Below are 15738 nucleotides of genomic sequence, written 5' to 3'. Positions count from 1 at the left end.
CAGAACATGCTGCACATACTAAGCAACTCCAACAAGTCCAATCCCTTGGTTGTACTACTGGTGTTTCCATTTAGAACGTCTCCTTTTTGATTATTTATTTTTCTCCTAGAAAGTCTAATTTGACCAAAAGTGCTCATTCTCTTAGTGCTTTTAACCAAAAAACTTCTGAAAGGATATTAGCTTGCAGTACTAGCCCCTGTTGCCGCAGTAACTAAATTTAATAATTCCACAGAACATGCTGCACATACTAAACAACTCCAACAAGTCCAGTCCCTTGGTTGTACTACTGGTGTTTCCATTTGACCTACCCCCTTTTCTGTATTGTGTGGTGCGACTAAAGTATAACTCCCTATGTTTTCTAAAAACAATCAAAAAATTTCAAACATTTTGTGTGTGTTTCTTTAATATTTTGTGACATATATTTACAAAACTTTCTTTTTGGTTTATTTAAAATAACAAATATCTTTATTAACTGATACTAAAAATTTTATTTATGAAAAGTTATTTAATCGCAGTATATCTTGTTAAACTGCTTTTTATAATTTATAATGTTAACTGTGTATGGTGTGTATGGTGTGCATTACATAACATAACACTCATCGATAGAGAGGTTGTTTAATGAAAATAGTCTTAAGTAATGTATCAAGTCTGCCTTTATATCAACAGATAAAGGAGCAAATTAAGGAATCCATATTTAACAATGAATTAAAAGAGGGTGAACAATTACCATCAATCCGCTCACTTGCTAACGACTTACATGTAAGTGTACTTACTACAAAAAGAGTTTATGCAGAATTAGAAACAGAAGGCTTTATTATTACAAAGGTTGGAAAAGGGACCTATGTAGCTCCTACAAATTTAGAGTTGTTAATGGAGTCCAAACGCCGGATGGTAGAAGTTAAACTTACTGAAGTTTGTCAAATGGCTCGTAGTATAGGTATTCATGCAGATGATCTCCATTCAATTTTAGATTTAATTTTAGAGGAGGAGAATGAAAAATGAATGTTGTGTTAGAAGTAAATAATTTAAATAAATCTTACGGAAATTTTTCGTTAAAAGATGTTACCTTTTCACTTAATACAGACTGTATAACAGGATTTATCGGTACAAATGGTTCTGGAAAGACCACTACAATTAAAGCGATTTTGGGTCTTATTTTAAAAGATTCTGGGAAAATTAATTTTCTAGGAAAAGATATGGATAAGCATGAAAGAAAGTCTAAAAACAAAATTGGTATTGTGCTAGACGAGGGCTATTTTTATGATGAATTAACAGTAAAGGAAATGAAAAATGTTATTGCTCCATCCTACACTGAATGGGATGAAACAGTTTTCCAAAATTATATTAAAAAGTTTAACTTAAATCTAGAACAAAAAATCTCTACTCTATCCAAAGGAATGCGAATGAAATTTGCAGTTGCATTAGCCCTATCCCATCATGCAGATCTATTAATAATGGATGAACCAACAAGTGGCTTGGATCCATTAGTACGGAGTGAATTAATGGATATTCTCCTTGATTTCATGAAAGAGCCGGGGAAAAGCGTATTTTTTTCCACTCATATTACATCTGATTTAGATAAAATTGCTGATATGATTATTTTAATTGATGATGGAAAAGTTTTAGTAAATGATGAAAAAGATGTTTTAATAGATACACATGCATTGGTAAAGGGCGACAACCGCTTAATTAATAAGCAAACAAGACCTCTTTTTTTAAATTTACATCAAACTCACTATGGATTTGAAGGGATTACTAATAAAAAAGATGATGTACGTCGACTCATGCCTGATGTATTAATAGAAAGACCAACTATTGAGGAGATTATGCTTTCATATATTGGGGGGAACATCCATGTTAATTAACCTAGTGATGAAAGACTTTTTGTTAGTCAAAAAATATTTTCTAATCTTACTCGTTTTTGCTGCTATAGCTCCTATTTATCTTTCTTCACAATTACAATTAAACGATGGCGGTCTTGTTAGCTTTCTTTTAACCGTTATTTTGATGGAATATATTTTGTTCGGAACGGTATCCAAATTTGAGGATCAGTACAAGGGAGCGGCTTTACTTTGTGCTACCCCATACACACGAAGCGCATTTGTAAAAGCGAAGTACCTTTTTCTTTTTGTAATTTTTATTTGTGCAGCTATTATCCGTATAATCATTTCAGTTGTCGCACCATCGGGTATAGAAAGCCTGAGCGCTAGCGCTCTTGGAATAACTTTTTTAACTCTAAGTATTTTATTTGGTGTACTACTTCCTGTTCAGTTTAAATTTGGTTATGACAAAACCAAAATCATATCACTTTTAACTGCTTTTTTAATACCTTTTGTTGCTCCTACTCTTATAAGGGGACTACAATCAAGTGATATTGATTTCAAAAGTATTTTTCCATTCTCACCAACTGTCCTAACATGGATGCCTTGTTTCATCTCAATTATTATTGGTTTTATATCAATGATAATATCTCTGAAAGTATATGCAAAAAAAGATTTATAATTTAAATTTGAAATCATAGGAATGAGTAATTAAATACTTTATATATTTAATTACTCATTCCCTTTTATTTAATTCTCTTCTCTAATGAACTTATTCCTAAAATACATTTTATCGATATCAAAGTGAATAAATTTTTCAAATCACTAATTCCCTTAACATCTCTTTTCATTAACGATTTAGTAAACTAAGGATTATACATAATATATCAAGAGGTGATTTTATGAAAAAAATAATTAAATTCCTTTTGTTAATTAACTTGATTTCCGGAACTTTCATACCTATTACTACAGTTCATGCTGAAAATAAATCACAATATTATACTATAATGTTGAAGAATTATGAAAATAACCAAAAACTAGCTAGTAAGTTTCAAAAATATGATATGCAAGTAGTCTATAGTGTCCCAGAGATTGGTGTTATACAAGTGAAAGCTACCGAAAAAGCAATGAATATTGTTCATTCGGATCCTAATATAGATTCATATAATAAGTCATTACAATCGTTTAATTCAAGAGAAGTAGCAACCAATGTCTCTTCCCCCCTACCCTTAAATGAAATATGGGAGAATCAATGGGATATGCAACAAGTAACCCATAATGGTGATAGCTATAGACTATATCCAGGAACTAAAAATGTAACTGTTGGTATCATTGATTCAGGCATTGATATAAATCATCCTGATTTAAAAGATAACATTTCACCTGGATCTAAAAATTTAGTACCTAAAGGTGGATTTAGAGAGCAAGAATCTCAAGAAACAGGTGAATTAAATCGCCTAATAGATCTAAGAGGACATGGAACTTTTACTGCTGGACAGGTTGCAGCTAATGGTTTTATGAAAGGGGTTGCTCCTGGTATTGGAATTAAAATGTATAGAGTGTTTGGTAATGGAGCAGGTGAGGCTATTTGGGTTATTAAAGCCATAGTTGAAGCTGCGAAAGATAATGTTGATGTTATCAATTTAAGTTTAGGCGAATACCTCATCAATGGTATAGTATCTTCTTCAGACGGTGAATCTAGTGAGGAATTATCCGAAATTAAAGCTTATAAAAAAGCCATTAAATATGCTAAATCAAAGGGAAGTATTATAGTTGCTGCGGCTGGTAATGATGCTCTTGATGTTACTAACAAGCAGGAAATGAATGATTTTTTTAGAAAAAAAAATGAAAATACTGGGATAACATTTACTGGAGAAGTATTAGATGTTCCTGCTGAGTTGCCAAATATAGTAACAGTTTCATCTGTTGGTCCATCTAAATTACTCTCCTTATTTTCAAATTATGGTGAAAGTTTTATAGATATTGCTGCACCTGGAGGAGATAATAGATTATTTCAGCAATATGGTTTAGAACAGTGGGTAAAAAATAAGTTAATGTTAAAAGAACTAATATTAACTACCGCCCCTGGTGGTGGCTATGCTCTCTCTATAGGGGTTTCACTTGCCGCTCCAAAAGTGTCAGGTGCTTTAGCATTAATTATTGATAAAAATAATTTTAAAAAAAATCCAGATAAGGCCGTGAGATATCTTTATAAAAATGGAGTTAGCAATGATACCCCTACTAATAAAAGTTTTTTTGGTAATGGTTTGCTTGATGTCTATAAAGCGATTTCCCAATAAAATATATACACTTCAATTTGGTTTTAAACTAACAATTGATAGTGATTTTTTGATGGAACCTTTATTTAAAGCAAGTCTAATTGCCTTAAATAAAGGTTTTTTATTATATTGAATTAAATTTTTCCATATCCATCTATTAGATTCCCTATTTAGTCATTCTTGGATCCCACTTTTACTAATAACCTTAACAAGTGGTTATTTGCATAATTAGACTATTGTATCCAAAATTAAAAAACACTATTCTTCCTTTATATTTCCACAGAGAGAAAGGCGTTTTCCCCTCAGATATTTCTCTAAACTTTTGAGAGAGATATTAATGGAAGATTGTTATTCCCTATGTTCCTCTACCACCTTATAGTAATCAATTTTTTCTTCAATAAACAATATACTACTCGGAGTATACCGAGTGTATTTTTGTAAATACTAAGATTGTTAAATGTTAAATCGAGGAGGGTTTGTATGCAAGATCGTAAAAAAGCTATAAAAAGTCCTGGTTCTGTTATGAAACCAGATTTTGCTGAAACAGATGCACAAAAAGTGAAACAAGAAATTCAAAATGATGTAAGAGCAGGACAAGGAGCAATGACTTCCCGAGAGGCAGGGGCAATGCGAGATTAAGAAAACACTCCTTATTGGTTTTTTCTTCTCTAGAACTTTAACCAGTAAGGAGTTATTCCCGAACTATTTTAGCTTTTTACGTTTTTCCTTTAGAAACATAATGCGTTTCGCTTGTAAATCATAGGTTAATCTTACATCGAATTTCTCTCCATTAAATCTATTTTTTTAAACTAAGATTATTTTCTTTCAGATAATGTATTGCATCTTTGTTCACCGATCTTAAATCTATACCTTGTTTCTCTGCTGCAAATGAACATCCACAATAACACTGACGGAAAACATCATATTCATTACACATTTCAATTGAACGTTGATATCCATTACTTTTTTTGAAATCACTTGGTAAATAACGCGAATCATAATTTTTTTGCACACCGATTCCAAGTTCATTTATTAATTGACTATTTTTATTTTTAGAAAGAGTAATGGCACTCCCAAAGTAATCAAAACCTTTTTCTTGTGCTACCTCAGCTGAACGATCCAATCTCATATCAAAACAAGCTGAACAACGAAGCCCGCCTTCTGGCTCTTCTGCCAAACCTTCTTCTTTTACCATTTTAAAAAATACATTTGAACGGTAGTCATCCTCAAGAAATCCTACTGTGTGCCCAGTACGATCATTGAACTTTTCTACAAAGATCTTTTGTTCATTAGAGCGTCGCATGTACTCACTTTTCGGATGGATATTCGAATTCGAGAAAAAAATCGTAATATCTGCATGTTCTGCAAGAAATTCCAATGAAGCAGTACTACAAGGAGCACAGCATGAATGAAGTAACACCTTTGGTCTTTCGTTCCTTGCTTCCCAATCATTAATCATTTTTCTTAATACTTTATCATAATTTATTTTCTGATTCTTCATTTTCTTTAAATACGTTTCTACATCTAACACTTCTTTCACAACTAAACCTCCTGTTTATTTTTATTTATTTTATCACTTAAATTCATTAATAAAATATAGTAATGTATGTATTTATCGATCGTAAAACGGTTCTTATGACCTTTGATGATGGCTAAAATAATATATGTATTCTATTACCTCTATTTCTAAAATAAATCCTTAATCCTTCTTTTTCATCACAAAATCTTTTGGGTTACCTTTTAACTGGTAATACTTCACGTTAAGACGAATAACTACTACGATGATTACCAAAAATCCTATTATATATAACATTGTTCCTTTCTCCGTTTCTTATTGTTTAGCGAACTTCTGTAAATACTTCACATGTTTATTTTCAGTATCCTTATCAGTAATATTTGCTTGCAAAATAGTCTGGTAAATATGCTCGACCTCGTCTTTTGTTAATTTCACATCAATATAAGATTCGATACATTTTTTTAGATCGTTATAATATAGGACATGTTTATCTTTAGAATGAACATTTACTCTTTTTAGGCTGCATTTTGGATGAAACGCTGCAATAGAAATACACGGCAGCTGTTGTTCCATCACCCATTCAATTGTTTTCATGTGCTTATAATTTTGTCTAAATGGATTCTGAAAAGAGTGTTTCTTTCTAAAAATACCTTGTGTCCATCTTGCTGCCTTCTCACTTCCATAAATCCAGCCCTCGTAGTTCTTCGTCTCTATAACAAATATACCTGTTTCTGCAATAACAATATGGTCAATTTGAGTTGTATCACCATACTCTGTATGAACCGCCACATCATGTAACACCCAATACCTTTCGTGATCTAATTTTCTTAATATACGTTTTACCATCTTTTCTCCAGCTCTTCCTTTCCATTTTGGAGCATGTTTTTTTACCATAATGTTTATCGGTATCAGAAGCACAATTAGAATTAATTCAAATATTAATACTTTCATAATTTAAGTCCCCTTTTCACATTCTTGTGTTTCTACGCATTAAACGATATACATGGGTTTCTAATCCTAAAATATAATATGAGATACATAAACCTTTTATCACCATCTCTATGAATCCTAATGCTAATGAAACAATGAGTCCGCCCCGAAATTGAAACGGTCTTGTCACCCTCCGATTCACTGGTTTTTCAATCACTCCAAAATTAGCCCAGGTTGGCAAACGCTTTTCTACATTCTTTATAGTGCCCATTAATCCATATTTCAATGACAAAATGAAACATCCAATTAGTAAATATATAATAGAAGAAAAATAGATAGATAAGCCCATAACAATAATTGTGAGCAGCCAACCTATCAAGATAGAATTACGTAAAGCGGTATATTCTGGATTTCTTTTCAAAACAAGCACTCCTATCAAAATAAATTAAGTTATTATTAAATACGAGGTATGAATTTCTAATTTAAATATTATTTTAGTTTCTATCTTCCTCGTCTGTTTTGTAGGCATACCAGCTCTACTACGAGGAGTGTTCATTCTACAAATGGAAATCCTTTACAACAAAAAACGATTAAAAATCGAACGAATTATCCCCTATATCAGAGGAGATATTTGCAGAATATGAAAGGAAAAATCAGATGGGTAGATAAAAGGTACTGAATGAACATTCAGTACCTTTTGCATCTATATATATTTCTTTACATATTCGCAAATAACCATGGACCCAGTACGGCTAACATACATAGTAAACAAGATCCCGTTATAACGCGATTAGACCAACGATAATACTCAGGTTGTTTTGTACTCTCGTGAATTCTTCGTAAACGAATTCCTGCAATTAACATAAAGGGTGTAAAAATAAGTGCTGTTGCTTTAAACAGGTCTAAAAAATCCGTAAAAATGTTCATAAACGAAAATACATCCGAACTAAATAAGAAATATACACTTAATCTCATTGCCATCATACTAACGAACGAGAAAATCATACTCCCTGTTGCCCATTTCATCCATTGACCATTCTTTGTAATTAACGCCATAACCATGACAATAACACCTAATATGAAAGAGATAGAAAAGATATTTACCCCTACTTTAAAAGCTGGTGCATACATACCCTCAACTTTTTGTATAATTGATGACCCAAATGAATCGTCTTTCTCTGTCGTTTTTGTTCGATTGTTTAATCCTTCGTTAAAAGATGAAGAAACATCATTTCCTTTCAATTCATTAAAATCCACTTTTACAGATGCATGAGCTGTATGTAAAGGTATGAGTACTAGGATCATAAAAACAAATGTACATAAAACTCCAATCATCCCTTTTTCTCGCTTCACAACACATCACCCGCTAATTTTGGCTTAATGCTCTTTAATTTGATTTCATTTCCTTCTGCAACATAACGGAGATCTGCGGAATAATAGATATTGGCTTTTGTATATGCTCCCATAATCGCATTTGCAATTTCTTCTTTTTCTACTGCTACATATGTTTCATTTTCATTATAAAACTCTATTTCAATTCGATTAATATTATTATTTAATACTGTTATATGTAACTCTTTTAAGCTATTCAAACGATTTCCTAAACCACACACTAGCTTAAATACCTTACTCGCAAGTGTAGGTGGCTTAACATACGTCGTATTAAAATGAATCGTTTCATCATCTATAACACCATCTTCCTCGACTGCGCATGTCATAATGAAAGAATGATTTTGTTTTTCAATTTCTTGTAGACTTAACTTGCGATCAATGACATATTTCAGACTTGTTGATAGATTTTCTATATATTCATCCAGTTCAGTATTTGAAATTTTAACCTCTGAGAATTCTGGGAAAATCATGTAAGCGTGCATATTAGAACTACTTTTACTTACACGTAATACCTGTACCTGTTTCTTTTCATAGCGCACCGTTTGTTCCAATTTTTTTACTACATTGTTGCTTATATGATCTATTATCATATTTCATCAGCCTCCAGTAATTTTAATAAAATAATTTTTACAATCTCATGTATATAAAGCATTGCAATATTTTGCTGAGGTCTCGAAACTCATATTTTATGACTAATAATCACTTTAATCTTAAAACATCTTAATATTACAATGACGTACAGTGTTTCATTATAGTCGAATATTCTTATATGGTGAATCGTTCTGTTTCACTCATTTGCATAAAAATAAAAGGCTATTTTATCCTTATACAAATGAGTGAGAACATACTGTATTTCATGCTATTTATCTAAGAAAATTTAACTGGGAAATGGATGTTATACACCCCCTAGTCATCTATTGTTTGATTCAACTAATGTATAGAAAATAGGTGAATTCACCTCAAATTTTATATACATTCATATATTTTCTGGTATTATCCCTCCTTCTGTATAAATCCGATAGCACTTCTTATTAGATATCTTTATAAATAACGTTAATCCTTGTTCTCTTTCTGTCACTTTTGCAGTCCACTTTAACGCTTGTGCCTCTTCTACTTCTGATTTTCACTATTAACAAAAAGCACAATTGTTCAAGTTCTAGAAATGTCATTCATGTTCTCACTTAGCATTTACTTCTCCATCCAAATTCTTTTAGACCGATGTAACAAATAAATTGTAAACACTGACAGACCCTTTTCTAATGTAATTTCCTTTGTGAGAGTAGTAATACGCTCTTACTCCTTACTAATCATCCTGCATTCCCTTGGTCAGCAAGAAACAAGACGTTTCACCAATACATTTCCCCTCTCAATTATTCAAGTGAATCGCACTTAAACTAGCCCTTTACGAATTTGTTTTTTTCTTTTTCTTCTATGTATTGAAATTAAATAAAATTTTTCCGCTAAATCATTTTTATATGCATAATCATCTACCAGATTTCTAATTGCAATAAAAAAGGAAGCTCCAAGTATTCATATCACTTAGTTCTTCCTTTTCCCCTGTATAAACTACCATCACATGATTTATATCGTAGTTCTTCATTTGCACTCCCTAATAACTTATCTATATCAATCAATATATCATCCGGCTCTTTAGATTACTCTTTTAGATCTACTAATACTATTCAAACATTATTTTATTTCATTTTGTTATGAATCATAAATAATCCCACCTGCAACTTGAAAACAACATAAAAAGGACTTCTTCAAGTCGATTAAAAATGTGCATAACAAAATAAGCTATATATGCACTAATCGGCTCAAAGAAGCCCTTTCAAAATTGAAACAAGAACACAACTTGCTTCTGCAACTCAACCACAACACATAAGGCGTGGGAATAAACGGAATTCAACAAATAACAATATACCTATATATTATACAATTTAGATTTTTGTATCAAGAATTTTTTTATTATCTTTAGTCATTTGTCAGATGTTATACAATCAATAGCATTATCTAATAAGTTAATTCCAAGATCAAATATTATAATATTAATAGTAATCACCAGTGAAGTTTTACTAATAATGATAAATAAAAGACGCCAACTAGCGTCTTTTATTTACTCTTCCATATTTTGATTTTTCAATAATTCAAATTCCTATCTATGAAATATACTCCTCGTACCATTTAGCTTTTTTAGTTTACACTTTACACTCTTTTTCTTCATCTCACTCTTGTATTTCTTCGTACATACGCTGTCTTTCTTTGTTAAGAGCTCTAACTTGATCGTAATCGTAATCAACCGATCCCCTTTCTTCTGTTCTACGTTGTATTTCTTCGTAAATGCGCTGCTGTTCCTTGTAAGCTGCATCCCCCTGATCGTAATCAATTAATTCCTGTTCTTCGCCCCTAATTTGTCTTTTTCGCTCTTCTCTCTTTTGTTGTAGTTGATATCTTCTATATGCCTTCTTATCAGTAATTTTTTCACAGTCGTGCGCTAGCTCCTTCGTTTCGTCATGTCCATGTCCGCAAAAATCGTTTGGAATTATAGCACTAGATTTCTTAACAGATTCAGGATTAGGATCTTCCTGTTCTTTGCTAGCCTTCTCATCTTTAACTGCAGTATTGCTAAGACCATCTTGCTCTTTGTTCGTTACATTTCTATTAGAATCAAACTTTATAGTCATCGAACCGTGTCCACCGTGACCTAAATATATATAGATAGAGAACAATTTAGTTGTTTCGCTGGATCCAGGCTTTCCTGCTATCTCTATGACTTTGTCCGCAGGCATTCCAACCTTGATTTGATTATACTGTTCTAGTGATACTGTTGATGCGTCCTCATGTACATCTTTATAATGCGGATATTTGTCATTAATTTCCTCATCTTTATTCTTAGATTCCTCCACTTGTTGTAGCTTTTTTTTCTTCTTAGGTTCTTCTGTATCCTCTTTGACCTTAGGCAGAGTGGACTTCTTCTCTACAATCTTAGGGGGATTAGACTTCTCCTCTTCGACCTTTGCGACTTCTATAGAGTCTTGTTCCTTATATGGCTTGTAATCCCCATCTTCCTTTGCAGAGCAGGCACTGAAAATTGATACAGACGTTGCACTTAATACAAGTAATTTCTTTAATAATTTCGTATTAAATTTCATAATATTATTCCCCCGTTACATATATTAAATTGCCCCCTCATGCTTCCTCCTATAAACGTTATCCTTTTCCTTCGCACATAGACTCACATATAACTTTGCGTAAGCCTCTTCGATATTCATTACAGATCACTTTTTGGCTGTAGTACTTGTACACCCCTATAACATTTCAAGTTGATTAGTGTAACCCACAAGTCAGCATCTTTCTCATTATTCGCACTCTATTTCTATCAAATGTCTTAATTACGTATCTTATGCTGCGGAAAGAATTGTATATTAAATGTACTTCGTTATTTACCTTACTCCATTAATCAACGACTAAGCGTTCAATTAGTGATATGTAAATTTTTTATCTTTATATTATATAAATTGCTGTATATTGCATTATTATAATATTATTTTAGCAAATATTGTTAATCTATTCAACGTTGATTTAAAGGTGTTAAAAAACGAATAAGTGGAATTCTTAACGAATAGAGATGAAATTTCATTTGCTAATTCACGTAATTTTCACACATTAAAACGCTGCATGTTAATATTTGTTATATAATGAAACCAAGCCTTAAGTAAGATAGTTTCCCTGTTACGAGTAATGAGATAGTTTGTTTCACCTTTTTATATTATCTAAAAAAGAACTTGTAGTGATGCCTACAAGTTCTTTTTGCATTTTTTATCATTTTAACCAAGGAGACACCTACCAAAATGAAGGTGAATCAAATGATGATTAATAAAGCCTATAAATTTTGAATCTACCCACATCTAGCACGAGCAATTCTAGGCAACAAAGTTAATGTTATCTCTTTTCTATCAAGCGAAGGTTTTATAGTACCCTCAGAACGAAATTTTGTGCTAACTTTTACCCATCCAGCTCATTTTTTCGTTTTAAAATATTTCAAAATATGGGCTGGATGGGTACGTATAGTGACCTCCACTTAATTATCAGAAAAACCTTAGCCTCTAATTGCATACACGCTAATTACGATGATTTCCCAATTCCAGCACCATAATGAATCTCTCCTTCTCCTCTTTTCATCAGTATTGATAGGTAATAGAGGGGCCAGTCACAAAAACAGGTTGTGAAGAAAGTCTTCTTCACAACCTAAGAGTAAGTTATATATCCAAATATGACCTGTTCTTTTAAGTATTTAGTCTTTTATAATCTGTTATAATCGATATAACTAGAGTCATAATAAATCCACTGACCTGTTCCAATTCTTAGCCAACCATTCTTTTCTTCATATACTGTAACTTTTTCGCCTTTACTTGTCTTTCTAACAATAGAATAGTTTGTACCTGACCCGCTTCGAACATTTACCCCAATACCATTAATTTGAGCCGTTCCAACTACCTTTTCAACACTGCCATTTTCAATTACTTGTAGCATATTTAGAATGAATGTTGCTGTTTCACCACGAGTTGTTGTTCCTTTAGGGTCGTATTGATTTTCACCCTTACCTTTGACAATACCTAAGCCATACAATCTTTGTACATCTTCTTTATAGCTAATTTGGTCTTTGTCTGAGAATGGTAGGTTTACAACTGGTCCCCATATACCTTTATACTGTAAAGCCTTGTTTACAATAATTGCTGATTCTTCTCTTGTAATAGGTGTGTTTGGGTCAAAATAACCATCTCCTCTACCTTGAATGATACCTGCACTTGCAGTACGTTTAATACCATCTCGTAAAGTTGAATTTGCATCGTTTAGGTCTTTAAATGAAGCATCTCCAGCTGGCAGGTTTAGAGATTTAGAGATTAATTGAGCAAATTCGGCTCTTGTTATCGCTCTATTGGGTGCGAAAACTCCGTTTCCTTCCCCTATCATAATACCCCTTCTATTTAACTCTCGAATAGCTTCTTCATACCAACCTCCTGTAATGTCATCTTTTGGTTGATAAAGATTATTATAATATCCCTCAACGCTATTTACGAATACATCCCATTGCCCATTATTAATCATGTTAGCAGGGCAGATTTTACCGCTCCATTTTTGGTGTTTTACAATGTTATTTAACGGTACACCAGTTTCTTTCATTAAATAAGCTACAAGTTTCTTAGCGTTATCTACTGCTTTACTGTAGTTTCCGTCACTGTTAACTGCGATTTCAATTGCAATAGATTCTCTATTACCTGGACCATCACCGTCTCCTGCGTGCCATCCGTTCTCGTTTAATGGTAGATGTTGATAAATCTCTTTATCGTCTACTGTAAAATGCCACGATGCAGCTCGGTCCGTGTTACCTACTGCTTGGTTATATAGGTATTGAGCATGGTTTCTAGCACCTGCTCCTACACTTGTATTATCAGTCTCATGAATTGTAATATACTTTGGACTCATGTAGTTTTGAGGACGAATATTATCGTTACCTGCTGGAACAATCCATTCAGTGAATGGAACACCGTTTATTGTACTAGAGGTGCTAGGTGATATGGGAGACAGACTACGTTTTGTTCTGTTTGAATTGTTAGGAACAGTTAATGTACCTGTTTCTTCATGAATACCTTCTGAACGTTGAAGACTATCTACTTTCCTATTGTCGACAGTACCTCCACCACGTCCGTCTACCTCTTCAAAACTAGCTTCAATACTTTTTAAAGCCTGTTCATCTGTTGTTGTTTGAAGTTGGTCTGTGTTACCTTGCACTTGAAGGCTTGTAGATTGCTTATTGTTTACTGATTGTTGTTCCTCTGCAAACGATACCAATGGTGAAGATAATACCGTTAATCCTGCCGTGAATGCTACTACTTTTTTATTAAATTTAATATTCATTTCTAATTTGGCATATCTCACTATCTTAATAGATATACCTTCCTCCTTGTACTTCTTTTAGTTCGAATAATAGTTTAAATATTGGTAGCCTGAACCTTCAAAATGACGGATTGATTTTACATTTCATATGTCAAACCGACATCTATAAGTCCTACATGAAATGTCAGTACTTTAGAATTATAACACAGCACGGTTGCAATAATTCCAAGCTCTTGCAAGTAATCTCCTAATCTTCGACATGCTGATAGGATGACTCTAAAAAAGGGGCATTATCAGTATGGAAAAGGGAAATTTGTTTAAACGGGGCATTATCACAGCGCTATCAAGCTAAAGTTTTATACGACCCATAAAGCAAAAAACGTTATCCTTTCTGTAGAATTATAGGAAGGGATAGCATTTCTTTATGAATCTTTAAATGCTTACGTTTACTGAAGAATTACAGCGGCATATGCCTCCCCAGGTTCTACAAAGGACGAAGCACTTGATTATCAACATGATTGATCGCATCTAGTTTCTCAGGATAACATTTTAAGAGTTCCTATTTCAAATGGTGAAGATTACACTATAGATGATAAATTTACAACTTCACTCTTATTATTCATCTGCATAGTTTATCATAATGGAATAGCATTCAAAAATCTCCCTAACAATATAAATCTCCCCCTCTCCAATTCCCCTGAAGCTGAGCAATTGGTACATCCTTACTGCTCTTTTGGTTTTTATCGTCACCTTTTCAAATCATCTTCATATGTTGTATATAGATATCTCCTTTCGAATTGGCAATGATGCCTCTTTCAAGTCCTAATGTGCCTTACAAAGAGCACTTTTGAAAAGTGCTCTTTGTACTTTGTAATACACTCAATCTATAATAAAGTAATTTTAATGTATGAATAATTTACACCTGCCTCTTTGTATGAATTGTAATTATTTGTACACACTATAATTGGAAGGCTTGAATCATTGTCATTGAAAAATGTTCAGCACTTATGTTCAGCACTTCCGCTCCTTAAGAGAACAGTCTACGCAACTGTTCTCTTTCCTTTTTTAACAAATATAACAGGACAAGCATAGTTAACTATGCTACGATCGATTGCATTGCAACAGTCTCAACGTTTCCTCAACAATTTCTCAATATTTTTCATGGACAATAGCACACTTCCTCACCGTTATTAATATCTTAATATTAAATACTGAAAGGAGGTGCTAAAAAATGACTTGGTTCATTATTTTAGGATTTATGCTTATTTTAAGTATAGGCAGCTTTCATACACATAGTATTCATATCATTTTCAAAATAGATTCAGACATAAAAGCTATGCCAAGTTGGTCTTTCATTAATAAAATAAACTTTCAAACATTTAAAGAATTGTTAAAAAACCCAAACAGGAATAAACTCAAAAGCCTTACCATAGGAGAGCTGTTTATCCCTTTAAGTCTATTCAATAAATTATTTGGAAAAACATTAATTTTTCTACTCCTATTCTTCTATTCTCAATACTTCAACTAAATATAATATGAGATGAGTAAAAGAATAGCAGTCGCCAACCATAACAAACAACAGACCGCCTATTACTGAAGTGCACCCCAATTGTTAGACACATAATTAACAATTGGAGGTGTATTTTTTATGGCTAAATTTTCTTCAAAAGATAAAATACAAGCAGTAAAACGATATCTAGAAGGTACGGAAGGTGGAAAAACCATTGCTAATTCTATAGGTGTTCATTCTAGAGAACTTTATCAATGGATTAAACGGTTTGAATTTTCAGGGGAAAAGGCGTTTGAAAAATGCTATACAACTTACTCTCTCGAGTATAAACTAGATGTAATTCATTATATGAATGAAAATGGGACATCTCTGAGAGAAACAGCTGCTTTTTTT

The 15738-nt window shown here is 32.6% G+C and carries 15 protein-coding genes and 1 pseudogene; 8 read left to right on the top strand and 8 right to left on the bottom strand.

Annotated elements, in window-relative coordinates:
* Positions 1-176: 176 nt before the first annotated feature.
* On the bottom strand, positions 177-299 hold the full coding sequence (gene tucA / locus AB6801_RS19430; protein ID WP_000449799.1) for a subclass IId bacteriocin thuricin17: 123 nt from the start codon (positions 297-299) through the stop codon (positions 177-179).
* Between the two features lie 319 nt (positions 300-618).
* Between tucA and AB6801_RS19425 the strand changes: the two genes are divergently transcribed.
* The 5 genes from AB6801_RS19425 (at position 619) to AB6801_RS19405 (ending at position 4738) form a co-directional block, all read left to right on the top strand.
* A complete protein-coding gene (locus tag AB6801_RS19425) occupies positions 619-1002 on the top strand; it encodes a GntR family transcriptional regulator (RefSeq protein WP_000706800.1) in 384 nt (127 codons plus the stop codon).
* A complete protein-coding gene (locus AB6801_RS19420) occupies positions 999-1865 on the top strand; it encodes an ABC transporter ATP-binding protein (protein ID WP_001103609.1) in 867 nt (288 codons plus the stop codon). The genes AB6801_RS19425 and AB6801_RS19420 overlap by 4 nt, the downstream gene beginning before the upstream one ends.
* Positions 1855-2502 (top strand): ABC-2 transporter permease, encoded by a 648-nt coding sequence (locus tag AB6801_RS19415; RefSeq protein ID WP_000906771.1) that lies wholly within the window; start codon positions 1855-1857, stop codon positions 2500-2502. The genes AB6801_RS19420 and AB6801_RS19415 overlap by 11 nt, the downstream gene beginning before the upstream one ends.
* Positions 2503-2722: 220 nt before the next feature.
* Positions 2723-4120 (top strand): S8 family peptidase, encoded by a 1398-nt coding sequence (locus AB6801_RS19410; protein WP_098394860.1) that lies wholly within the window; start codon positions 2723-2725, stop codon positions 4118-4120.
* Between the two features lie 459 nt (positions 4121-4579).
* Positions 4580-4738, top strand: coding sequence for a hypothetical protein (locus tag AB6801_RS19405; protein WP_001153998.1), 159 nt, complete (start codon positions 4580-4582; stop codon positions 4736-4738).
* 157 nt (positions 4739-4895) lie between these two features.
* Here AB6801_RS19405 and AB6801_RS19400 read toward each other — a convergent pair whose 3' ends face one another.
* From AB6801_RS19400 to AB6801_RS19390, 3 genes are all read right to left on the bottom strand, one after another.
* Positions 4896-5630, bottom strand: coding sequence for an epoxyqueuosine reductase QueH (locus AB6801_RS19400; protein ID WP_033685844.1), 735 nt, complete (start codon positions 5628-5630; stop codon positions 4896-4898).
* A 300-nt stretch (positions 5631-5930) separates the two neighbouring features.
* The gene (locus AB6801_RS19395) at positions 5931-6566 is read right to left on the bottom strand and encodes a nuclease-related domain-containing protein (RefSeq protein ID WP_000866026.1); all 636 of its coding nucleotides are present in this window, start codon (positions 6564-6566) and stop codon (positions 5931-5933) included.
* Positions 6567-6582: 16 nt separating this feature from the next.
* Positions 6583-6966 (bottom strand): hypothetical protein, encoded by a 384-nt coding sequence (locus tag AB6801_RS19390; RefSeq protein WP_000828138.1) that lies wholly within the window; start codon positions 6964-6966, stop codon positions 6583-6585.
* A 55-nt stretch (positions 6967-7021) separates the two neighbouring features.
* On the opposite strand from AB6801_RS19390, the pseudogene AB6801_RS19385 reads away from it, so the two are divergent.
* Positions 7022-7214 (top strand): annotated as a pseudogene (locus AB6801_RS19385) (hypothetical protein); the annotation flags it as partial.
* Positions 7215-7262: 48 nt separating this feature from the next.
* Here AB6801_RS19385 and AB6801_RS19380 read toward each other — a convergent pair.
* From AB6801_RS19380 to AB6801_RS19365, 4 genes are all read right to left on the bottom strand, one after another.
* Entirely contained in the window at positions 7263-7898 is a 636-nt protein-coding gene (locus AB6801_RS19380; RefSeq protein ID WP_141530622.1) for a hypothetical protein, read from the bottom strand.
* Complete coding sequence (locus AB6801_RS19375; RefSeq protein WP_000582601.1) at positions 7895-8527, bottom strand: hypothetical protein; 633 nt, start codon at positions 8525-8527, stop codon at positions 7895-7897. Before AB6801_RS19375 ends, AB6801_RS19380 begins: the two co-directional genes overlap by 4 nt.
* A gap of 1635 nt (positions 8528-10162) precedes the next feature.
* The gene (locus tag AB6801_RS19370) at positions 10163-11089 is read right to left on the bottom strand and encodes a hypothetical protein (protein WP_097999551.1); all 927 of its coding nucleotides are present in this window, start codon (positions 11087-11089) and stop codon (positions 10163-10165) included.
* Positions 11090-12239: 1150 nt separating this feature from the next.
* On the bottom strand, positions 12240-13856 hold the full coding sequence (locus AB6801_RS19365) for an S-layer homology domain-containing protein (protein WP_016090592.1): 1617 nt from the start codon (positions 13854-13856) through the stop codon (positions 12240-12242).
* A 1210-nt stretch (positions 13857-15066) separates the two neighbouring features.
* On the opposite strand from AB6801_RS19365, the gene AB6801_RS19360 reads away from it, so the two are divergent.
* Together AB6801_RS19360 and AB6801_RS19355 are read left to right on the top strand one after the other, a co-directional pair.
* On the top strand, positions 15067-15363 hold the full coding sequence (locus AB6801_RS19360) for a hypothetical protein (RefSeq protein WP_000219742.1): 297 nt from the start codon (positions 15067-15069) through the stop codon (positions 15361-15363).
* Between the two features lie 120 nt (positions 15364-15483).
* Positions 15484-15738, top strand: a 255-nt coding sequence (locus AB6801_RS19355) for a transposase (protein WP_370941123.1), incomplete at its 3' end; no start/stop codon positions are given.

Source organism: Bacillus sp. RCC_6_1 (genome assembly GCF_041360755.1).
In the GTDB taxonomy this organism is placed as follows: Bacteria; Bacillota; Bacilli; order Bacillales; family Bacillaceae_G; genus Bacillus_A; species Bacillus_A cereus.
The sequence above is the reverse complement of the archived record's forward strand: the minus strand, read 5'-3'. Positions and strand labels throughout refer to the sequence as shown.